Below are 20,558 nucleotides of genomic sequence, written 5' to 3'. Positions count from 1 at the left end.
GCGCATGACGGCCGGCGTTTCGTCCTATCTCAACACTTGAAGCGACTCGATGCAAGGAGGATTCAATGCCCAACCGTTTACGCGAGCGTGACGCACACGCTTCGACACGAGGGTTCCCGCTTAGGCTCGCTCACTGGATGAAAGGTTTCGCGTTCGTGCTTTCCTTGTCCGCGACCCATGCATTCGCGCAGCAATCGCCGGCACCGGCCGACGGCGTCTACAACCTGCTCGTCGGCACCTATACCGACACCGGCAGCGACGGCATCTATGTGTACCGCTTCGATACGAGCACCGGTAGTGTCGCACCGGTATCGTCGGCGAAGACGGTGAACCCGTCGTATCTGTTGCCGAGCCGCGACGGTCGCGTCGTGTATGCGGTCAACGAACTGCCCGGCGACAACGGGCCCGCGACGCAGCGCGGCGGCATCAGCGCGTTCCGTTTCGATGCGAAGACGGGTGCGCTCACGTTCATCGATCGCGTATCGTCAGAGGGGAACGATCCTTGCTATTTGAGCCTGTCGCCTGACGGCAAGTATCTGGTGACGGCCAACTATTCGGTCGCGGCCGATCCGGGCGGCAGCTTCGCGCTGTTTCCGGTCCGCGACGACGGCGGTGTCGCACCGGCCGTGCTCAGCGTGCACCACGAAGGGAAGGGGCCCGTCAGAGGGCGGCAGGACAACGCGCACGTCCACTCGACGGTGTTCTCGCCCGACGGCCGCTATCTGTTCGTGCAGGATCTCGGTCTCGACAAGATCTACGGCTATCGCTACACGGTCGACGGCAGCCGCGGGCTGATCAGCCCGACCGACACGCGCTATACGCCGGTGAAGGCCGGCGCGGGGCCGCGCCATCTCGTGTTCAGTGCCGACGGCCGGTTCGCCTACGTGACGAGCGAGCTGAACGCGTCGGTCGAGGTGTTCGGCTATCACGACGGGAAGCTCACGCCGATCGAGACCGTGTCGATGATCGCGCCCGGCTTCAAGGGCAAGGTCGGCGGCGGCGCGATCCACCTGTCGCCTGACGGCCGCTTCCTGTACGTGAGTAACCGCGGCGACGCGAACGAGATCGTGATCTATGCGGTGAACCAGGCCGACGGCAGGCTGAAGACCGTCGGCCGGCAATCGAGCCTCGGCCGGACGCCGCGCGAATTCCTGATCGATCCGACCGGCAAATGGCTGATCGTCGGCAACCAGGACAGCGACACGTTCTACGTGTTCGGCCGCGACGTCGGCAGCGGGCAACTCGCTGCGAATCCGCGCAAGGTGGCGGTCGGCAAGCCGGTCGATTTCAAGCTCGTACCGGTGCAGTAACAACGAACAAGGGCGCTCGCGGCGCCCTTGTTGCTTTCGTGCGGCCGGCCGCGTATGAACCACGCGGCGCGGCCTGCGGTTGCGGCCGAAACGATCAGTCGGCCGCGGCCGGCACCAGTACCTCGCGGCTGCCGTTGATGCCCATCGCCGACACGAGCCCGGCCGCTTCCATCTGCTCGACGAGCCGCGCCGCGCGGTTGTAGCCGATGCGCAGCTGACGCTGCACCGACGAGATCGACGCGCGCCGCGTGCGCACGACGAACGCGACCGCTTCGTCGTAGAGCGGATCGGCTTCCGCGTCGGGCGCTTCGCCGAACAGGTCCTGCGTCGCGCCGTCGGCGGCCGGGCCGTCGAGAATCCCTTCCTCGTACTGCGGCTCGCCGAACTGCTTCAGATATTCGACGATCCGGTGCACTTCCTCGTCGGCGACGAACGCGCCGTGCACGCGTTGCGGATAGCCGGTGCCGGGCGGCAGGAACAGCATGTCGCCCTGACCGAGCAGCGATTCGGCGCCCATCTGGTCGAGAATCGTGCGCGAGTCGATCTTCGACGAGACCTGGAACGCGACGCGCGTCGGGATGTTCGCCTTGATCAGCCCGGTGATCACGTCGACGGACGGACGCTGCGTCGCGAGGATCAGGTGAATGCCGGCCGCGCGCGCCTTCTGCGCGAGACGCGCGATCAGCTCCTCGATCTTCTTGCCGGCCACCATCATCAGGTCGGCCAGCTCGTCGATCACGACGACGATCAGCGGCAGCGTCGACAACGGCTCGGGATCGTCCGGCGTCAGCGAGAACGGGTTGCCGATCTTCTTTTCCTTCGCCTCGGCGTCGCGGATCTTCTGGTTGAAGCCCGCGAGATTGCGCACGCCGACCGCCGACATCAGCCGATAGCGCTTCTCCATTTCGCCGACGCACCAGTTCAGCGCGTTCGCGGCGAGCTTCATGTCGGTGACGACCGGCGCGAGCAGATGCGGGATGCCTTCGTAGACCGACAGTTCGAGCATCTTCGGATCGATCATGATCAGCCGCACGTCGTCGGGTGTCGCCTTGTACAGCAGCGACAGGATCATCGCGTTGATCGCGACCGACTTGCCCGAACCGGTGGTGCCCGCAACGAGCATGTGCGGCGCCTTCGCGAGATCGGTGACGACCGGATGGCCGGTGATGTCCTTGCCCATCGCGATCGTCAGCTGCGACGTCGAGTGCTGGTACTGGCGCGACTCGAGAATCTCGGACAGGCGGATCATCTGGCGCTTCGCGTTCGGCAGTTCGAGACCCATGCAGGTCTTGCCGGGGATCGTCTCGACGACGCGGATCGACGTCAGGCCGAGGCCGCGCGACAGATCCTTCATCAGGCCGACGATCTGGCTGCCGCGCACGCCGAGCGCGGGCTCGATCTCGAAGCGCGTGATGACCGGGCCCGCCGACGCGCCGACGACCGTGACCGGCACCTTGAATTCCTGCAGCCGCTGTTCGATCACCTGGCCGGTCTGCGCGAGATGTTCGTCGGTGATCGGTTCGATCTCGTCGGATGCCGGTTCGAGCAGGTCGAGCGTCGGCAGTTCGACGTTGAACGACGCCGGGGCGTGGAATTCGAACGCGTTCGGACGCGGCTGGCGGGCGGGCGCGGTCGTAGCCGGTTGCGCGGCGGTGTCGGCGGCCGGGGCGGCCGGTTCTGCGGCGGGCGCGGCGACGGATGCGGGCGACGATGGCGGCGCGGTGGCGACGCTCGGCGGGACCGTGGCGATGCCGGAAAGCGTCGCGGCCGGTGCGGTTGCGGTCGGCTGCTGTGACGTCGAGGACGGTGCGGACGACGGAACCGCGGTGTTCGTGGCGGTCCAGTTCGTCTGGGGCGTCGGATTCGTCGTGGCCGGCGGGTTCGTCGGGTTCGGCGACGGCGCAGTTACGCCGACCGTGGTCGCGAACGTCGTCGGTGCAGACGGTGCCGTGACGGTGGCAAGCGTCGGCGTTGCCGGGGCGGTTGCCGGCGCATTCGCGGCAAACGCGGCGAATGCAGCGGTCGCGGGCGGTGCGGCGGTGGTGGCAGCAGAAGACGGACTCGACACGGCCGGCGTGCTCGGCGATGCCGGTTCGGCGGTGCTCGCGGCAGCGCCGCCGGCAGCAGCGCGCGCGTCGCGAATACCGAAAGCGGGTGCGGGCGTCGGAGCGGACTGGCTCGCCGTAGTTGTTACCGATGCGGCAGCGCCGGACGACATAGGCGACGCAGACGTCGGAGCGGACGGGCTCGCCGTCGTCGTCACCGATGCGGCAGCGCCGGATGGCGTAGCCGACACAGGCGTCGAAACGGACGAGCTCGCCGTAGTCGTCAACGATGCGGTGGCGCCGGACGGCATAACCGACGCAGGCGTCGCAGTGGACGGGCTCCCCGTAGTCATCGCCGATGCAGTCGTGGCGGACGGCATAGCCGAAACGGGCACCGGAGCGGAAGGGCTCGCCGTAGTGGTCACCGGTGCGGCAGCGCCGGACAGCATAGCCGAAGCAGCCGTGGGTGCGACGGACGGCGTGCCCGCGACGGCAGCCGTTGTTGCCGCGGGTGCCGGTGTCGTCGTGACGGCGACCGGCACGTCGAAGCAGCTGCTCGACGGTGCGGTCGCGGCCGGTGAGGCGGTCGGACTCTGCGGAGCGGCTGCGGCCGATGCGGTGCTGCCCGACTGCTCGCTCTGCGATGCGGTAGCGACACGCGGCAACGACTGCGTGATGGACGGTTGAGATGCGGTCGGGCTCGACGTTGCGGGCGTTGTCGATGTCGCAGACGGTGCCGACACCGCGGACGACGCGAACGGCTTCATCGGCGTCGATGCAAGCGGCGCGCTCGCAACCGGTTGAGCGGCGGTTGCCGAGCCGATCTGTGCAGGTACCGGCGCCGACGTCCGCGCAACCGCATCTTCCGCATCGACCGCCGTGCCGGTCACGGCCTCGAGGTCGTTCAATGCCGAATTCGCGACGACGGCAGAAGCGGCCGGTTGCGCGTCATCGCGCGGACCGACGACCGGTGCGGACGCAACGGGCGCGGCGCTGGGCACGATATCGCCAGACGGCGGCAACGAAGCGGATGCAGGCGTTGCCGCCGCGTTCGACACAGGTTTCGCCGCGACGGGTGCCGCTGCCTCCCACGGAGCGCTTGCGCGCCCGACCGTCGAAGCGGCTGCCGTTGCCGGCACGGTCGCGGCGACCGATCGTGGATCGAGCGTCACCCGCGGCGATGCTGTATTGCTCGCGGAAGCGGGAAGGGGAGTGGTCGGTTCGGCATCATGCTGCGCGGCAGCGGTGCTCGACGGCGCGATTGATGCTTGCACCGCGCCAACTTGCGCTCCGGACTGCGTTTCGGCCGTGCTCTCGTCGTCGATCGGCGAAGTCGATGCAGAGACCGTATCGACGCGCGCCGTATCGCTTGCCGGCGCGGCGGCCCGCGCCGATGTCTGCGGCTCGGTCGCGGCGATTGTGCCGATCCCGTCTGCGACGCCGGGCGCCAGAGCCCCCGAGCTGCCGATCGACGTACCGACGGCCGCAGCCCGCTGCGCAACGAAATCTTCCCACGGCGCGAGTTCGATCGGCGCGCCTTCCGACGGGGCGGACGCGCTGGCGATTGCCGAAGCGGCCTGCGCGGCTTCGATCTGCGGCGTTTCATCGTCCGCACGCGGCGCGAACGCATGAGCGTCGCGAGTGTGATTTGCCGACGCGTCGTACCCGGCTTTTACGCGCGCTTCGACGTCGGTATCGTCCGTGGAAGCGAGGGGAGCCGGCGCGACATCGACAAACGCGGGGATCGGCGCGTTGTCGTCGTGTGCGGTTGCCGCCGTGTCGTGCTCGATGGCAGGGTCGACCATCGGCGCGACGTCGTCCGTCATCGTCGATGTCACGGCACCCGATGCGGCCGACGGCGCAGCAACGCCCGCGGCCGCGCTTGCGTCGCCAAGGCCAATCACTCCCGCTGCACTCGCCGTCGCGCGCGCAGCATCGACCGACGCAGCGGCGCCGGCCAGCGCCGCCCACTGCGCGGTGCTGGCTTCGATCGAGCGCAGCGTTTCATGCACGCTCGGAGCCGGCGTGATCGGCGCGGCCGGCTTGTCGGCCCACGCATAGAGCGGCGCGCGCTTCTGCGGCGGTGCCGCCACGCGACGGCGCGACGCATCCACGGACGCGCCGATGCCCGCGGTTCCGCCGGCGGGGCGCGCGAGCGGACGCGCCGGCGCGGGCGCCGCAGCGCGCGGCGCGACGGTTGCACGCGGCGCGGCCGGTTGACGGAGTGCGGCGGCCGGGCGCACGGCCGTCGGACGCGGCCGCATCGGCTCGAAGCCGGCCGGCAGCGGTGCCGGGTCGGGGCGCGGCTGCGCATTCGCGGCGGCGCGCGCGAGGCTCGCGGTGCTGCCGATCGTCGGCGGCGGCATTGCGCCGGTCGCCGGCGGCGCGGGCGGCACGGGCATCCGCGTGCCGGACGCGGGCTTCAGCCAGCCCGACGGCGCGACGGGCTCCACCGGCGGACGCGGCGCGGGCTTGCTGCGCGGTTTCGGCCGCGCCTGCGGGTCGGGCTTCCACAGCGTCGGACGCGCATAGCGGCCGTTCTGCCGCGGCGCCATCGGATTGACGGTATGCGCGGTGGTCGGCTGCACGATGTCGTCGTCGCGATACAGCGCGCTGCGCGGCAGGTCCGCGATGCCGTGCGCATCGTCGTCGGCGGTATCGCGCGCCAGCTTCACGCCGAACGACGTGTCGACCCAGGCGGCGAACCGCCGCCAGCCGATACCGGTGAACCACGGCAGCCCGGCGAACAGCAGCACGACCATCGCGACCGGCGTGCCGATCGGGCCGAGCACGTGCGCGAAGCCGCCCGCGAATGCATGGCCGAGCGCGTTCGTGTCGGGACCGGACAGCGCGCTCGTCAGCGTGCAGCTCGCGACGAATACGGCCGCAAAGCCGAGCCACAGGCGAATCGAGCCGGGGCCGGCGAGGCCGCCGCCGCCGGGCAGCATCGCCTGCACGAGACGCCAGAAGAGGAGGAGGAACCAGACGGCGGAGATGCCGAACCAGCCGAAAACAACCGTGTGCATGCTTTGAAACGAAGTAAGGCGGGGAGCGCGATGCGCGACCCGCCGAGTTTAACCGGCCGACAACCCGGACAAGGACCAACAGGACACCCGGACAGCGCGGCGCGAATCCGCCGCGCGACCGGTCATGCGGACGATGCGCGCGGAGAAAGGCGGCCGGTCGGCCATCTCCGCGCGCATCGTCATTGACCGCGGCGCGTGAACGTCAGCGTGTCGCCGGCTTCGGTCACGATCTGCAACTGCTGCGGCGCGCGCATCAGCACGCCGGTCTTCGCGATGTGCGCGAGCGCATCGAGGTACGCGCGTTCGAGCTGTCCGCCGAGCGTGTTCGGACATGCCATCCGCGTACCGGCCAGCGGCCCGAAGCTCAGCAGCCCGTTCTTCACGTTGTACGGACCCATGTAGCGGTTGCAGCCCGAAAACCCGCTCGCGTGCCGGACGCCCGACTGCGTCGACAGCTGAAGCTTGATCGGCTCGCCGTTGTCGCCGTGCGGAATCGTGCGCGGCGTGCCGTCCGCGTTCTGCCAGCGCGTCAGCTCCCAGCTCGTATCGTCGAGCAACTGGACCGCGGCGGGGTTGTACGGATCGGGTGCGGGGGCGGCGGAATCGGGGTGGATCGGCATCGCGCAGGCGGCGAGAAGCGTGGCAAGGGTCAACGCGCAGAGCGGCGCGCGCAGCGGGCGAAGCAGGCCGGCGCGTGCGCGTGCGGTGGCGGACGGGTGGAACATGGGCCTCGTGCCTCATCGGATTCTGAACAAGGCGTAAGAGTAACGCACCCGCGCCGCGCGAGGCGAGCCGACACGCGGCGCGCGAAAACGTTCGCGGCCCGGCCGCGCGCCGCGTGCGACGGCGGCGAAGCGCGCGAAACGGCCCGGCCCGCGTGTTAACATCGGAGCCGTTTTCGTCCTCCACCAGAAGCGGGAAATCACATGCAGATCGGTCAGCGGCTCGGTACGCCGCTTTCGCCGTCGGCCACGCGCGTCATGCTGCTCGGCGCCGGCGAGCTCGGCAAGGAAGTCGTCATCGCGTTGCAGCGACTCGGCGTCGAAGTCATCGCGGTCGACCGTTACCCGGATGCGCCGGGCCATCAGGTCGCGCACCGCGCCCACGTGATCGACATGACGGACGGCGCCGCGCTGCGCGCGCTCGTCGAGGCCGAGCGTCCGCACCTGATCGTGCCGGAGATCGAGGCGATCGCGACCGACGCGCTCGCGCAGATCGAGGCGGCCGGGCTTGCCGAAGTGATCCCGACCGCGCGCGCGACGCAATTGACGATGAATCGCGAAGGCATTCGCCGGCTCGCGGCCGAAACGCTCGGGCTGCCGACGTCGCCGTATGCGTTCGCCGAGTCGTTCGACGAGTTCGCGGCCGCGGTCGCGCAGATCGGCATGCCGTGCGTCGTGAAGCCCGTGATGTCGTCGTCGGGCAAGGGGCAGTCGGTCGTGCGGACCGAAGCCGACGTGAAGCCCGCGTGGGACTACGCGATGGCGGGCGGCCGCGTGAATCACGGGCGCGTGATCGTCGAGGGCTTCATCGATTTCGAGTACGAGATCACGCAGCTGACCGTGCGCGCGATCGATCCTGCCACGCTCGACACGCGTACGTGGTTCTGCGAGCCGATCGGGCATGTGCAGGTCGCGGGCGATTACGTCGAATCGTGGCAGCCGCAGCCGATGCGCGCGGCGGCGCTCGAGAAATCGCGCGAGATCGCGCACAAGGTCACCGAGGCGCTCGGCGGGCGCGGGCTGTTCGGCGTCGAGCTGTTCGTGCGCGGCGACGAAGTGTGGTTCTCGGAAGTGAGCCCGCGGCCGCACGATACGGGGCTCGTCACGCTCGCATCGCAGCGCCAGTCGGAGTTCGAATTGCACGCGCGCGCGATTCTCGGGCTGCCGGTCGACCCGACGCTCGGCTCGCCGGCCGCATCGGCCGTGATCTACGGCGGGCTCGACGCGCGCGGCATCGCATTCGAAGGCGTGCGCGACGCGCTCGCGGTGCCGGGCGCCGATCTGCGGCTGTTCGGCAAGCCGGAAAGCTTCGCGAAACGGCGCATGGGCGTCGCGCTCGCAACCGGCGCGAACGTCGACGAAGCGCGCGAGCGCGCCAAACGTGCGGCCGCGGCCGTCCGGCCCGTCGCGGGCAGCTGATCAACCGGGAGTGCGCCATGGCGCCGATCTGGATGCGTATTGCAAAACTGGTCGCCGCAGCGGCGCTTGCGGCGGGCCTTGCGGGCTGCGGGCTGGCCGCCGCGCCGTGCCGCATCGCGTCGGCCGGGCTCAAGATCGTGCCGGTCGTCGGCCACGTCGCCGCGGCGCCGACCGACGCATGCGCCGACGTGATCGATCCGTGACGTGAACGGACAGCGCACTGCCCATAACCGACAACGACAAGCCGCGCGCCGGCCGGGCGCGCATTTTCACTCGTCTTCCGAGAGGACCTGCATGATTCGTCAAACCGTCGCCGCGCTCGCGCTGGCCGGCCTCACCGTTTCCGTCGCGCATGCGGCGCAGCTGACCATCGAGGAAATCGACGCCGATGCGCGCCAGACGGTCGCGTATCAGTGCGCGAACCAGCCGCAGCCGGTGCGCGTGTCGTACTGGCTCGCGGGCAACGGCCAGAGCTTCGCGCTCGTGCCCGTGAACGGGCAGCGGCTGCTGTTCGTCGATACCGTGTCGGCGTCGGGCGTGCGCTATCAGGCCGGTCGTTATACGTGGTGGACGAAGGGCAAGGAAGGGACGCTGCGCGACGAAATCGCCGACGAGAAAGCGCCGCCGCTGCTTGCGGACTGCGTGCAGATCGACAAGAAGAAAAAGCGCAAGGGTTGAGCGGCGGCCGAGCGGCGCGAAAGCGCGCCGGGCCCGGTCGGATCGCGACTTAATCAGGGCTCGAACGCTGCGCCGGACGCGGGTCGCCCTCCGCCTGCGAAGCCGCCGCAGGCATGCGGCGAACCGCCGTGGCGGCCGTTCGCGGCGTTGTCACGGACAGACGGCCGCACGGTGCTACAATACGGCCCTTTCCGCCGGCATTCGCGCCGAACGGAGTCCGCACGGCCTGGCGTCCGACGTTCGCATCGAACCGGTCCCAAGCGCCAGAGCGGCGCCGCGCGGCGCGCCGCGGCTCCGTCTACTTCCGAAATGTGATGAGCGCAGGCCCGGCCGGCCTGACGCGCGATGTCCCCGCCGCGCCTTTTGAGCGAAACGCCACCATGTCCGATTCTGTCGCCAAGCCTGTCGACGCCACCTTCGATCAATTCGGCCTTGCCGCCGATATCCTGAAAGCCATTGCGGAGCAGGGCTATACGACGCCGACGCCGATCCAGGCGCAGGCCATTCCGGTCGTGCTCGCCGGCCGCGACGTCATGGGCGCCGCGCAAACGGGCACCGGCAAGACCGCGAGCTTCTCGCTGCCGATCATCCAGCGGCTGCTGCCGCAGGCGAACACGAGCGCATCGCCCGCGCGTCACCCCGTGCGCGCGCTGATCCTTACGCCGACGCGCGAACTCGCCGACCAGGTCGCCGCGAACGTGCACGCGTATGCGAAGCACACGCCGCTGCGCAGCGCGGTCGTGTTCGGCGGCGTCGACATGAATCCGCAGATGGCGGAACTGCGCCGCGGCGTCGAAATCCTGATCGCGACGCCGGGCCGTCTGCTCGACCACGTGCAGCAAAAGACCGCGAACCTCGGCCAGGTACAGATCCTCGTGCTCGACGAAGCGGACCGGATGCTCGACATGGGCTTTCTGCCCGACCTGCAGCGCATCCTGAACCTGCTGCCGAAGGAGCGTCAGACGCTGCTGTTCTCGGCGACGTTCTCGCCCGAAATCAAGAAGCTCGCGTCGACGTACCTCCGCAACCCGCAGACGATCGAAGTCGCGCGCAGCAACTCGACGAACGCGAACGTCACGCAGATCGTCTACGACGTCGCCGAAGGTGACAAGCAGGCGGCGGTCGTGCAACTGCTGCGCGATCGCGGCCTCAAGCAGGTGATCGTATTCTGCAACAGCAAGATCGGCGCGAGCCGGCTCGCGCGTCAGCTCGAACGCGACGGCGTGGTCGCATCGGCGATCCACGGCGACAAGTCGCAGCTCGAGCGGATGCAGGCACTCGACGCGTTCAAGCGTGGCGAGATCGAGGCGCTCGTCGCGACCGACGTGGCCGCGCGCGGCCTCGACATCGCGGAACTGCCGGCCGTGATCAACTTCGATCTGCCGTTCAACGCCGAAGACTACGTGCACCGGATCGGCCGCACGGGCCGTGCGGGCGCGACCGGCGACGCGTTGTCGCTGTGCAGCCCGAACGAGCGCAAGCAGCTCGCCGATATCGAGAAGCTGATCAAGCGTCCGCTCGAGATGCAGACGCTCGTGCTCGACAAGCCGGCGCGCCATCGTCATGACGAGCGCGGCGGTGAACGCGGCGGCGAGCGTGGCCCGCGGCGCGATCGCGACGAGCATCGCGGCGCGTCGGGCCGCCGTTCGCCCGGTGCGGAGCGTGGGCATCATCGCCGCCACGAGCCGCCGGTCGACGATTTCTTCCTGAAGCCGTACGAGCCGTCGGCGCCGACCAAGCAGGCCGAAGACACGAAGCCGGCGCAGCCGGAGAAGAAGACGCCGAAGCGTCAGGTTGCCGCGTTGCTCGGCGGGTTCGGCATGCCGCGCAAGCCGACGAGCTGAAGCGGTGCGCCGGTCGCGGATCGGCGCAGCGTGTGGAACGGAACCCAGGCGGGCGCGTGCGACATGGCATGCGCCCGTTTTTGTTGGACGTTCGGGGCTGGAGCGGCACGCGCGGCGGTGCGATGCCGTGCCGCGTGGTGCGTGCTTGCGCTGGCGCGTCGCAAGCGCGAGAAGCGGTGTGTTGCGAAGCGCGCCGGGCGCTCGCTCGGCGTGGCGGCCGTTATTGCGCGTGCGGCCCGAAGCGGCGCGCCCATGCGTCGGTCGCTGCTGCGTAGAACGCATCGAGCGTCGTACCGGGCAGCGGGCGGTCGGGCGTGCTGAGTCCAAGATGTGCGGCAGCCGCCTGCAGCGCCGGCAGCGGATCGTCGCGTTCGAGCGCCGCAGCGCCCGTTTGCTTGCTGAGCTTTTCGCCGTTCGCGTCGACGACGACCGGAACATGCAGGTACGCGGGTGTCGGCACGCCGAGACAGCGCTGCAGATAGATCTGCCGGGCCGTCGAGTCGAGCAGGTCGGCGCCGCGCACGACATGCGTGATGCCGGCGTCGGCATCGTCGACGACGACTGCCAGCTGATACGCCCATTGCCCGTCCGCGCGCTTCAGCACGAAATCGCCGACTTCGGTCGCGAGATTCTGCGATTGCGCACGTTGCCAGCGATCGTCGAACGCGACGATCGCGGCATCGCCGTCCGGCACGCGCAGGCGCCAGGCGCGCGCCGGCTTGCCGTGCAGGCCCGTGCGGCACGTACCGGGATACGCGAGCGTCGTGTGGCGCTCGTGCGCGGCGCGCAGCGAATCGGCGATTTCCTTGCGCGTGCAGCCGCACGGATAGACGAGGCCGGCGGCGACGAGCCGCTCGAGCGCGGCCGCATACGCGGCTTCGCGCGTGCTCTGCCACACGGGCGGCTCGTCCGGCGTCATCCCGAAATGCGCGAGCGTCGCGAGGATGTCGTCGGCCGCGCCGGGGACCGTGCGCGGCCCGTCGATGTCCTCGATCCGCACGAGCCACGCGCCGCCGTGTGCGCGCGCATCGAGCCAGCTCGCGAGCGCACCGACGAGCGAGCCGAAATGCAGCGGACCGGTGGGCGACGGCGCGAAGCGGCCGCGATAGCCGTTCATCGGCAGTGCGCGTGGCGCGCGCTTACGTCGCCGCGTCGGCCGTGTGCGCGCAGGCCGGGCACGACTTGCCGGGCACGTAGCTCGGCGACTGCTGCGCCTCGGGCGTGACGACGGCGCGGCACGCGAAACAGGTGACGTCGCCGGCCGGCTGCAGTTCCGGCGTCAGCGCGGTGCGATAGTCGAACACGAAGCAGTCGCCGTGATAGTGCGCGCCGCCGACTTCCTCGAAGTACTTCAGGATGCCGCCTTCGAGCTGATACACGTTGTCGATGCCGATTTCCTTCATGTGGATCGCGGCCTTCTCGCAACGGATGCCGCCGGTGCAGAACGACACGACCGTCTTGCCTTCGAGGTCGGCGCGATGCGCGTCGATCACGTCGGGAAACTCGCTGAACTTGCCGATCCGGTAGTCGAGCGCGCCGTCGAACGTGCCGACGTCGACTTCGAACGCGTTGCGCGTGTCGAGCATCACGACCGGCCGGCCGTTGTCGTCGTGACCGCGATCGAGCCACGTCTTCAGCGTGCGCGCGTCGACCGACGGCGCGCGGCCGAGCTCCGGCTTGATCGCGGGCTTCTTCATCGTGATGATTTCGCGCTTCAGGCGCACGAGCATCCGGCGGAACGGCTGCGAGTCGGACAGGCTTTCCTTGAACTGCAGCGTCGCGAACTTCCCTTCGAACAGCGGATCGTGGCGGATGTAGTCGATGAACGCGTCGGTCGCTTCGCGCGTGCCGGCGACGAACAGGTTGATGCCCTCCGGGGCGAGCAGGATCGTGCCGCGCAGGCCGAGTTCGTTGCAGCGCGCGGTGACGAGCGGACGCCATTGCTCGTTCGCGTCGAGCGACACGAAATGATAGGCGGCGAGGTTGACGATGGTCATGGTGTTCGGACGGTAAAACGGCCGCGGCCGTGCGAGCGCACGGCGGCCCGCAAAAAAGGGTGCGAAGCCGGGCGGAGATTCGAAAACCCGTATTATCCCGCAAACCGCGTCGTCGCCGACACCCGGCCGAACGGCCAGGCCGCGACGGCGCGCCGCCGGCATCGGCCGAACGGCCGGCACGGGGGATTTTTTGGGCAGCCTGCGCGGCGACGCGGATACAATAGCGCCCATGTCAGATCCTCGCTTCGTCCATCTCCGCGTTCACTCCGAATTCTCGATTGCCGACGGCATCGTGCGTCTCGACGACATCGTCAAGGCGGCGGCCGCCGACGGTCAGGGCGCGCTCGCGCTGACCGATCTCGGCAACGCATTCGGTCTCGTCCGTTTTTACAAGGAAGCCCGCAGCAAGGGCGTGAAGCCGATTGCCGGCTGCGACGTCTGGATCACGAATCCCGACGATCGCGACAAACCGTCGCGCCTGCTGCTGCTCGTGAAGAACAAGCGCGGCTACCTGAATCTGTGCGAGCTGCTGTCGAAGGCGTGGCTCACGAACCAGTACCGCGGCCGCGCGGAGCTCGACGCGAGCTGGCTCGAGGGCGAGCTGTCCGAAGGGCTGCTCGCGCTGTCGGGCGCGCAGCAGGGCGACATCGGCCTCGCGCTCGCGGCCGGCAACGAGGAAGCCGCGCGCCGCCATGCGCAGCGCTGGGCGAAGGTGTTCCCCGGCGGCTTCTATATCGAGCTGCAGCGCTACGGGCAGCCGGGCGCGGAGGCGTACATCCAGCAGGCCGCGACGCTCGCCGCGTCGCTGAAGCTGCCGGTCGTCGCGACGCATCCGACGCAGTTCATGACCGACGACGATTTCACCGCGCACGAGGCGCGCGTGTGCATTTCGGAAGGCGACATCCTCGCGAACCCGCGCCGCCAGAAGCGTTTCACGACCGAGCAGTATTTCCGCACGCAGGACGAAATGGTCGCGCTGTTCGCCGATCTGCCGTCCGCGATCGCGAACACGGTCGAAATCGCGAAGCGCTGCAACCTGACGCTCGAGCTCGGCAAGCCGAAGCTGCCGCTGTTCCCGACGCCGGACGGCATGTCGCTCGACGACTACCTGATCCAGCTGTCGAAGGAGGGGCTCGAAAAGCGCCTCGTGCAGCTGTATCCGGACGAGGCCGAGCGCGACGCGCAGCGCGACACGTATTACAAGCGGCTCGAATTCGAGTGCGGGACCATCACGAAGATGGGCTTTCCCGGCTACTTCCTGATCGTTGCGGACTTCATCAACTGGGCGAAGAACAACGGCGTGCCGGTCGGCCCCGGCCGCGGTTCGGGCGCCGGTTCGCTGGTGGCCTACGCGCTCGGCATTACCGATCTCGATCCGCTGCGCTACAACCTGCTGTTCGAGCGCTTCCTGAACCCCGAGCGCGTGTCGATGCCCGACTTCGACATCGACTTCTGCCAGCACGGCCGCGATCGCGTGATCCAGTACGTGAAGGACAAGTACGGCGCGGACGCCGTGTCGCAGATCGCCACCTTCGGCACGATGGCCGCGAAGGCGGCCGTGCGCGACATCGGCCGCGTGCTCGACCTCGGCTACATGTTCACCGACGGCGTCGCGAAGCTGATTCCGTTCAAGCCCGGCAAGCACGTGACGATTGCCGACGCGATGAAGGAAGAGCCGCAGCTGCAGGAGCGCTACGACAACGAGGACGAGGTGCACCAGCTGCTCGACCTCGCGCAGCGCGTCGAGGGCCTGACGCGCAACGTCGGGATGCACGCGGGCGGCGTGCTGATCGCGCCCGGCAAGCTGACCGATTTCTGTCCGCTCTACACGCAGGGCGACGACGGCGGCGTCGTGAGCCAGTACGACAAGGACGACGTCGAAGCCGTCGGCCTCGTGAAGTTCGACTTTCTGGGCCTCACCACGCTGACGATTCTCGACTGGGCCGAGCGCTACATCCGCCGTCTCGACCCGTCGAAGGCCGACTGGTCGCTGTCGCAGGTGCCGCTCGACGATCCCGCTTCGTTCCAGATCCTCAAGAAGGCGAACACGGTCGCCGTGTTCCAGCTGGAAAGCCGCGGCATGCAGGGGATGCTGAAGGATGCGCAGCCCGACCGCTTCGAGGACATCATCGCGCTCGTGTCGTTGTACCGTCCGGGCCCGATGGATCTGATTCCGAGCTTCTGCGCGCGCAAGCACGGGCGCGAGAAGGTCGACTATCCGGATCCGCGCGTCGAACCCGTCCTGAAAGAGACCTACGGGATCATGGTCTATCAGGAGCAGGTGATGCAGATGGCGCAGATCATCGGCGGCTACTCGCTCGGCGGCGCGGACTTGCTGCGTCGTGCGATGGGCAAGAAGAAGCCCGAGGAGATGGTCAAGCACCGCGAGATCTTCGCCGAAGGTGCGGCGAAGAACGGGCTGTCGCGCGAGAAGTCCGACGAGATCTTCGACCTGATGGAGAAGTTCGCGGGCTACGGCTTCAACAAGTCGCACGCCGCCGCGTACGCGCTGCTCGCGTATTACACCGCGTGGCTGAAGGCGCACCATCCGGCCGAATTCATGGCGGCCAACATGACGCTCGCGATGGACGACACCGACAAGGTGAAGATCCTGTTCGACGACTGCATCATGAACAACCTGGTCGTGCTGCCGCCCGACATCAACCAGTCGCATTACCGGTTCGAGCCCGTCGCGGAGCCTGACGGCAAGCGTTCGCGCACGATCCGCTACGGTCTCGGCGCGGTGAAGGGCAGCGGCCAGAACGCGATCGAGGAGATTCTGCGTGCGCGCGAAGAAAAGCCGTTTACCGACCTGTTCGATTTCTGCGAGCGCATCGATCGCCGGATCGTGAACCGTCGCACGGTCGAGGCGCTGATCCGCGCGGGTGCGTTCGATTCGCTGAACGCGAATCGCGCGCAGCTGCTCGCGTCGGTGCCGCTTGCGATGGAAGCCGCCGAACAGGCCGAGGCGAACGCGCTGCAGGCCGGGCTGTTCGACATGGGCGCCGAATCGCCGCACGCGCACGCGCTCGTCGACGAGCCCGCATGGGACGACAAGCGCCGGCTGCAGGAAGAAAAGGGCGCGCTTGGCTTCTATCTGTCCGGCCACCTGTTCGATGCGTATCGCGACGAGGTGCGCCGCTTCGTGCGGCAGAAGATCGGCGAGCTGAAGGAAGGGCGCGACAAGCTCGTCGCTGGCATCATCGCGTCGCTGCGCACGCAGATGACGCAGCGCGGCAAGATGCTGATCGCACTGCTCGACGACGGCACGGGCCAGTGCGAAATCACGATCTTCAACGAGCAGTTCGAAGCGAACAAGGCGCTGTTCAAGGAAGACGAGCTGCTGATCGTGCAGGGGCAGGCGCGCAACGACGCGTTCACCGGCGGAATCCGCTTTACGGCCGATACGGTGATGGATCTCGAACGCGCGCGCAGCCGCTATGCGCAGGCCGTGCGGCTGACGATGAACGGCAATGCCGACGCGGCCGCGCTGCGCCGCGTGCTGGAGCCGCATGTGTCGAAGCACGACCCGGCGGCCGCGAACGCGATCGACGCGCCTGCGCCGTCGCGCGGCGGCCGCGATCGAGAAGGCGGGCGTCGCCAGCCGGCGCCGCTGCCGAACGGGCTTGCGGTGCAGATCCACTACAGCAACGCGCGCGCGCAGGGTGAGATGCGGCTCGGCGATGCGTGGCGCGTGAAGCCGAGTGATGCGCTGCTCGCGGAACTGCGCGCGACGTTCGGCGGCGGCGCGGTCGAGATCGCGTACTGACCGCGATTCCTGACGATCGTCGCGACGTGCGGCCCGCGTATCGCAGCGTGCGGTACGACGGGCCGTGTTTGTATGGGCTGCCGCTTGCGTCGCACGACCGGTAAACACGCCGGCTGCAGCAAAATCCTGTACATTGCCAGCCTTGTTTAGCCAGCCAGACGGACCGATTGACGTGGCCCTGTTTTCCTCTGCCCGACCGCCCAGAAACATTCTCGTCGCCGCGCCGCGCCGGATCGGCGACGTGCTGCTGACGACGCCGCTCGTGCGTTCGCTGAAGGCCCGCTGGCCGGACGCGCAGATCGACATGCTGGTGTTTCGCGGGACCGAAGGCGTGCTCGAGCACAATCCCGACGTCCGGCGCGTGATCGTCGTCGCGCAGCGGGCCGGATTTCGCGAGCGGCTGCGCGACGCGATGTCGATGTGGCGCCGCTACGATCTCGCCTGTGCGGCGCTGAGCTCCGATCGGCCGCGCTTTTACAGCTGGTTCGCGGGCCGCAAGCGCGTCGGGCTCGTCGATCCCGAGCGCCTCACGTGGCTCACGCGGCTGATGCTGAACGGCATCGCGATCAATCATCACCAGTCCGCGCATACGGTCGTCAGCACGCTCGCGCTCGCGCCCGTCATCGGCATCGATCCGGTGTCCGAGGTCGTGGCGCCGGGTATCGGCGACGATCCCGAGCGTCGCGCGCGTTTCGACGCATGGCTCGCCGAATCGCCGGCCGTGCGCGCAGGCAAGCCGCTCGTCGTACTGCATCCGTATCCGATGTTCCGCTACAAACAATGGCGGCTCGACGGCTGGGTCGAGATGATCGGCTGGCTGCGCGATCGCGGTTTCGCGGTCGCGTTGTCGGGCGGTCCCGCCGATCGCGAGCGCGAGTACGCCGAGCAGGTCGCCGCCGAAGCGGGCGGCGATGTGCTGAATCTCGTCGGGCGGTTGACGTTCGGGGAAAGCGCCGAACTCGTGCGGCGCGCACGGCTCTTCATCGGGCCCGACACGGGCGCCACGCACGTCGCGGCCGCGACCGGCACCGATACGATCGCGCTGTTCGGGCCGTCCGACCCGGTGCGCTGGGGGCCCTGGCCGCAGCACTGGCCGGCCACCGAGAACCCGTGGCCGCTGCGCGGCTCGGGGCGGCACGGTAACGTGTGGCTGCTGCAGGGCGACGGCGATTGCGTGCCGTGTCGGCACGAGGGCTGCGACCGCCACGTCGACAGCCGTAGCGACTGTCTGGAGAATCTCGACGCGCAGCGCGTGAAGAGGGCGGCCGCGGAGATGCTCGGCCTCGAGCGCCCGGACCCGACCGAAGCGGTCGTCGATACGTCACGGTTGCATCGCGCGGGCCGCGCCTGATCCGCGCCGCCGCACGCTCCTTTCACGATTCACGAACGCGCGACGGCCGCTCGAATCACACGGCGGCGCGGGCCATCTCGCGCGAAGGAACGCGCGTGTACCCGAATTACGCGCTGTGCCGAATCGCCGACGTCTCGCGCGGCGGCGCTTCCTTGCGCTCGCGACAGCCGAGCAGAATGCCGGCGAGCAGCATCGTCAGATGCCCTTCGGCGAAATCGAGCAACAGCGAATTGGCGAGACTGCCGATCGTGAAGATCACCAGCCAGCCGAGCAGCAAATGACGCGAGCGCGGGTCGAGCGTGGCGCTGCCGCGGGCGATCTGTACGATCAGGTTCACCAGCAGCAGCACGCCGACCGTGCCGAGCTGCACGGCCATCAGCATGTATTCGTTGTGCGGGTTCGATGTCAGCTGGCCTTCGGCGGCCGTCTTGCCGGCCGCGAGCTTCTGGAATTCGAACTCGAGGCCGCCGGCGCCATAGCCGATGGCCGGGCGCGCCAGATACAGCTGTAGTCCCTTCTTGTACCACTCGAGGCGCAGGCCGGCCGACGTCACCGCGTCGCTTTGCCGATACTGCTGAACTTCGGACACGATCTGCGCGAGGCGGCCGCCGTGGATCGTGGAGGCCGCAACCACGAGCGCCGCAGCCGCGAGCAACAGCGCACCGGCGGCCAACCCCGCCCGCAACGCCGACTGCCGGCGCAGCAGCAGGACGAAACGCACGGCGACGACGAGCATCAGCAGCAGCGCGACGATCTGACCGGTGCGCCCCTGCAGCATCACGAACACGTTGACGAGCGCCCACGCGGCGACGGCCGCATAAGCCGTGCGCGACAGCGCGGTGCGCGCGGCCAGCGCAAGATCGGCTGCCTGGTAGAACAGTAGCGCGCCGAACATGCCGGCCGCGATATGGTTCTTGAATACCCACGCGCGCGACACCGGCAACGAAAACGCATGGGCCGGGCCGATCGCCGTCAAGCCGAGATAATTCGTCGTCGACAGCAACAGGATCACGCACAGCGTGCCGAACCAGCAGCGCCGCACGATCAGGGCCCAGCACGAATGACGAAACGCGAGCATCGTGAACGGCAGCAGCAGCAGCTTGTCGTATTTCGCGACCCAGTTCCACGCCTTGTCGTGCGGCGCGACCGTGTACGTGACGCTCAACGCGAGCGCGGCCAGGATCAGCAGTGCGGCGAGCGACGCGGGTTCGGTGACGAGCGTGCGCAGGTTGCGCCAGAATTCGGGCGAGACGATCAGCGCGACGGCGAACAGCGCGCAGAACACGTTGGTCAGCGCGGTCGACACGGGCACCATGCACAGTGCGATGACGGCGAAGGCGCGGGCCGCGGTCAGGCGTCGCGAGGCGGGGGTGGAGAACGAAAGCATCGGAACCTGTCGATTGGGGCGAAGGCAGCGTCGAGCGCGGTGACCCGAAGCGCGCAGTATACGCGAACCGGTTCCCCCGTCCCGTCCAGTCGCCTGGCGCGGATCAGCTGAACGCCCGTTTGATCCGCGAGCGCAGCAGCGCGCGCTTGAGACGCCCTTCGACGGCCGGCGTGTCGAGCGCGAGGCGCGTGCCGGCCGGTTCGCCGCGATGCAGGTAGTAGCGGTCGAACGTTGCCTGCGTCATGCCCCATTTGTTCAGGAACTGGCGGCGTCCGTCGTTCTTGACGATCTTGCCGGTGCTCTTCTGCTGGAAGTGATAGACGAGACTGTCGCCGACGCCGAGGAAGATCCGGCAGCCGGCGTCCCAGAATTTCATCGAGAAGTCGTTGTCGCTGCTCATCCCGGGCGACAGTTCGCTGCTGTAGCCGCCGATCCGGTTCCACCAGTCGCGGTGCACGAGCGTCGGCGGCCACGTGGAGCCGAGCCAGTCCGCGCGCGCGAGCCGCGGTGCGGCGGCGACGAGCGCAGCCGCGTCGAAGTGTTCGGCATCGCGGCCGAAGTCCGCGACGACGACGCACGGATTGCGCGTATCGACCGGCTCGACCATCGTGCCCGACAGCATGAACAGATCGGTCGGCATCTGCGCGATGCGCCGTGCCAGCGCGGCATCCCAGCCGGGACAGCAGAACATGTCGTCGTTCATGTAGACGACGTAGTCGCGCGTCGCGCGCGCCGCCGCGAGATTCACCGCGTGGCAGATGCCGATGTTGCCGGGCGACGCCGTATGCTCGAGACGCTCGCTGCGCACCCAGTCGAGCGAGCCGTCCGAGCCGTCGTTCACGTGCACGATGATCTGATGCTCGTAGGCGGAATGGCGGCGCAGGCTGTCGACGACGAGCTTGAGGTACGGCAGGTTGTTCCAGGTGGGGATGATGATGGAGAACATGGCGGTCGGATTCGGTGGTCGTCGTGTCGGACGGACGGCGTTGCGCTGGGGCCCGCAGGGCGCG

At 68.7% G+C, this 20,558-nt stretch carries 15 protein-coding genes; 9 read left to right on the top strand and 6 right to left on the bottom strand.

Annotated features, from left to right (window positions below):
* Nucleotides 1-137 precede the first annotated feature (137 nt).
* Nucleotides 138-1,310, top strand: a complete 1,173-nt coding sequence (locus tag ACSHSS_RS05135; RefSeq protein ID WP_006398714.1) for a lactonase family protein — start codon at nucleotides 138-140, stop codon at nucleotides 1,308-1,310.
* A gap of 94 nt (nucleotides 1,311-1,404) precedes the next feature.
* Here ACSHSS_RS05135 and ACSHSS_RS05130 read toward each other — a convergent pair whose 3' ends face one another.
* Nucleotides 1,405-5,448, bottom strand: a complete 4,044-nt coding sequence (locus tag ACSHSS_RS05130) for a DNA translocase FtsK (protein WP_445544632.1) — start codon at nucleotides 5,446-5,448, stop codon at nucleotides 1,405-1,407.
* A 247-nt stretch (nucleotides 5,449-5,695) separates the two neighbouring features.
* On the opposite strand from ACSHSS_RS05130, the gene ACSHSS_RS05125 reads away from it, so the two are divergent.
* Together ACSHSS_RS05125 and ACSHSS_RS05120 are read left to right on the top strand one after the other, a co-directional pair.
* Entirely contained in the window at nucleotides 5,696-5,887 is a 192-nt protein-coding gene (locus ACSHSS_RS05125; protein WP_181159559.1) for a hypothetical protein, read from the top strand.
* A 35-nt stretch (nucleotides 5,888-5,922) separates the two neighbouring features.
* Complete coding sequence (locus tag ACSHSS_RS05120) at nucleotides 5,923-6,567, top strand: hypothetical protein (protein WP_445544633.1); 645 nt, start codon at nucleotides 5,923-5,925, stop codon at nucleotides 6,565-6,567.
* Here ACSHSS_RS05120 and ACSHSS_RS05115 read toward each other — a convergent pair.
* Nucleotides 6,561-7,106, bottom strand: a complete 546-nt coding sequence (locus ACSHSS_RS05115) for an META domain-containing protein (protein ID WP_105835992.1) — start codon at nucleotides 7,104-7,106, stop codon at nucleotides 6,561-6,563. The genes ACSHSS_RS05120 and ACSHSS_RS05115 overlap by 7 nt on opposite strands.
* Before the next feature lie 201 nt (nucleotides 7,107-7,307).
* Here ACSHSS_RS05115 and purT point away from each other — a divergent pair, with 201 nt between their 5' ends.
* From purT to ACSHSS_RS05095, 4 genes are all read left to right on the top strand, one after another.
* Nucleotides 7,308-8,522, top strand: coding sequence for a formate-dependent phosphoribosylglycinamide formyltransferase (purT, locus tag ACSHSS_RS05110; RefSeq protein ID WP_006398718.1), 1,215 nt, complete (start codon nucleotides 7,308-7,310; stop codon nucleotides 8,520-8,522).
* Between the two features lie 17 nt (nucleotides 8,523-8,539).
* Nucleotides 8,540-8,725, top strand: a complete 186-nt coding sequence (locus tag ACSHSS_RS05105; protein WP_217262822.1) for a DUF6726 family protein — start codon at nucleotides 8,540-8,542, stop codon at nucleotides 8,723-8,725.
* Between the two features lie 91 nt (nucleotides 8,726-8,816).
* Nucleotides 8,817-9,200 (top strand): MliC family protein, encoded by a 384-nt coding sequence (locus tag ACSHSS_RS05100; RefSeq protein ID WP_006415292.1) that lies wholly within the window; start codon nucleotides 8,817-8,819, stop codon nucleotides 9,198-9,200.
* Nucleotides 9,201-9,580: 380 nt separating this feature from the next.
* Nucleotides 9,581-11,044, top strand: a complete 1,464-nt coding sequence (locus ACSHSS_RS05095) for a DEAD/DEAH box helicase (protein WP_054315670.1) — start codon at nucleotides 9,581-9,583, stop codon at nucleotides 11,042-11,044.
* A 220-nt stretch (nucleotides 11,045-11,264) separates the two neighbouring features.
* Here the strand turns inward: ACSHSS_RS05095 and gluQRS are convergent, their stop codons facing one another.
* Nucleotides 11,265-12,161, bottom strand: coding sequence for a tRNA glutamyl-Q(34) synthetase GluQRS (gene gluQRS, locus ACSHSS_RS05090; protein ID WP_060182481.1), 897 nt, complete (start codon nucleotides 12,159-12,161; stop codon nucleotides 11,265-11,267).
* A 22-nt stretch (nucleotides 12,162-12,183) separates the two neighbouring features.
* The gene (locus ACSHSS_RS05085; protein ID WP_445544630.1) at nucleotides 12,184-13,041 is read right to left on the bottom strand and encodes a sulfurtransferase; all 858 of its coding nucleotides are present in this window, start codon (nucleotides 13,039-13,041) and stop codon (nucleotides 12,184-12,186) included.
* Nucleotides 13,042-13,270: 229 nt separating this feature from the next.
* On the opposite strand from ACSHSS_RS05085, the gene dnaE reads away from it, so the two are divergent.
* Together dnaE and ACSHSS_RS05075 are read left to right on the top strand one after the other, a co-directional pair.
* A complete protein-coding gene (gene dnaE, locus ACSHSS_RS05080) occupies nucleotides 13,271-16,810 on the top strand; it encodes a DNA polymerase III subunit alpha (RefSeq protein ID WP_048805901.1) in 3,540 nt (1,179 codons plus the stop codon).
* A gap of 172 nt (nucleotides 16,811-16,982) precedes the next feature.
* Nucleotides 16,983-18,161, top strand: a complete 1,179-nt coding sequence (locus ACSHSS_RS05075; RefSeq protein ID WP_164677961.1) for a glycosyltransferase family 9 protein — start codon at nucleotides 16,983-16,985, stop codon at nucleotides 18,159-18,161.
* A 106-nt stretch (nucleotides 18,162-18,267) separates the two neighbouring features.
* Here ACSHSS_RS05075 and ACSHSS_RS05070 read toward each other — a convergent pair whose 3' ends face one another.
* Both ACSHSS_RS05070 and ACSHSS_RS05065 read right to left on the bottom strand, forming a co-directional pair.
* Nucleotides 18,268-19,548, bottom strand: coding sequence for an O-antigen ligase family protein (locus tag ACSHSS_RS05070; protein WP_445544629.1), 1,281 nt, complete (start codon nucleotides 19,546-19,548; stop codon nucleotides 18,268-18,270).
* Nucleotides 19,549-19,651: 103 nt separating this feature from the next.
* Complete coding sequence (locus ACSHSS_RS05065; RefSeq protein WP_039219452.1) at nucleotides 19,652-20,494, bottom strand: glycosyltransferase family 2 protein; 843 nt, start codon at nucleotides 20,492-20,494, stop codon at nucleotides 19,652-19,654.
* Between the last annotated feature and the right edge of the window lie 64 nt (nucleotides 20,495-20,558).

Source organism: Burkholderia sp. BC1 (assembly GCF_052683555.1).
This window is presented reverse-complemented; position numbering and strand designations above follow the sequence as displayed.

What these genes read in the sequence shown, in the direction of transcription:
- ACSHSS_RS05135 (WP_006398714.1), top strand. Translation starts at nt 138, where the DNA reads ATGAAAGGTTTCGCGTTCGTGCTTTCCTTGTCCGCGACCCATGCATTC.
- ACSHSS_RS05120 (WP_445544633.1), top strand. Translation starts at nt 5,923, where the DNA reads ATGCGCGGTGGTCGGCTGCACGATGTCGTCGTCGCGATACAGCGCGCT.
- ACSHSS_RS05115 (WP_105835992.1), bottom strand. Translation starts at nt 7,106, where the DNA reads ATGTTCCACCCGTCCGCCACCGCACGCGCACGCGCCGGCCTGCTTCGC.
- purT (WP_006398718.1), top strand. Translation starts at nt 7,308, where the DNA reads ATGCAGATCGGTCAGCGGCTCGGTACGCCGCTTTCGCCGTCGGCCACG.
- ACSHSS_RS05105 (WP_217262822.1), top strand. Translation starts at nt 8,540, where the DNA reads ATGGCGCCGATCTGGATGCGTATTGCAAAACTGGTCGCCGCAGCGGCG.
- ACSHSS_RS05100 (WP_006415292.1), top strand. Translation starts at nt 8,817, where the DNA reads ATGATTCGTCAAACCGTCGCCGCGCTCGCGCTGGCCGGCCTCACCGTT.
- ACSHSS_RS05095 (WP_054315670.1), top strand. Translation starts at nt 9,581, where the DNA reads ATGTCCGATTCTGTCGCCAAGCCTGTCGACGCCACCTTCGATCAATTC.
- gluQRS (WP_060182481.1), bottom strand. Translation starts at nt 12,161, where the DNA reads ATGAACGGCTATCGCGGCCGCTTCGCGCCGTCGCCCACCGGTCCGCTG.
- ACSHSS_RS05085 (WP_445544630.1), bottom strand. Translation starts at nt 13,041, where the DNA reads ATGACCATCGTCAACCTCGCCGCCTATCATTTCGTGTCGCTCGACGCG.
- dnaE (WP_048805901.1), top strand. Translation starts at nt 13,271, where the DNA reads ATGTCAGATCCTCGCTTCGTCCATCTCCGCGTTCACTCCGAATTCTCG.
- ACSHSS_RS05070 (WP_445544629.1), bottom strand. Translation starts at nt 19,548, where the DNA reads ATGCTTTCGTTCTCCACCCCCGCCTCGCGACGCCTGACCGCGGCCCGC.
- ACSHSS_RS05065 (WP_039219452.1), bottom strand. Translation starts at nt 20,494, where the DNA reads ATGTTCTCCATCATCATCCCCACCTGGAACAACCTGCCGTACCTCAAG.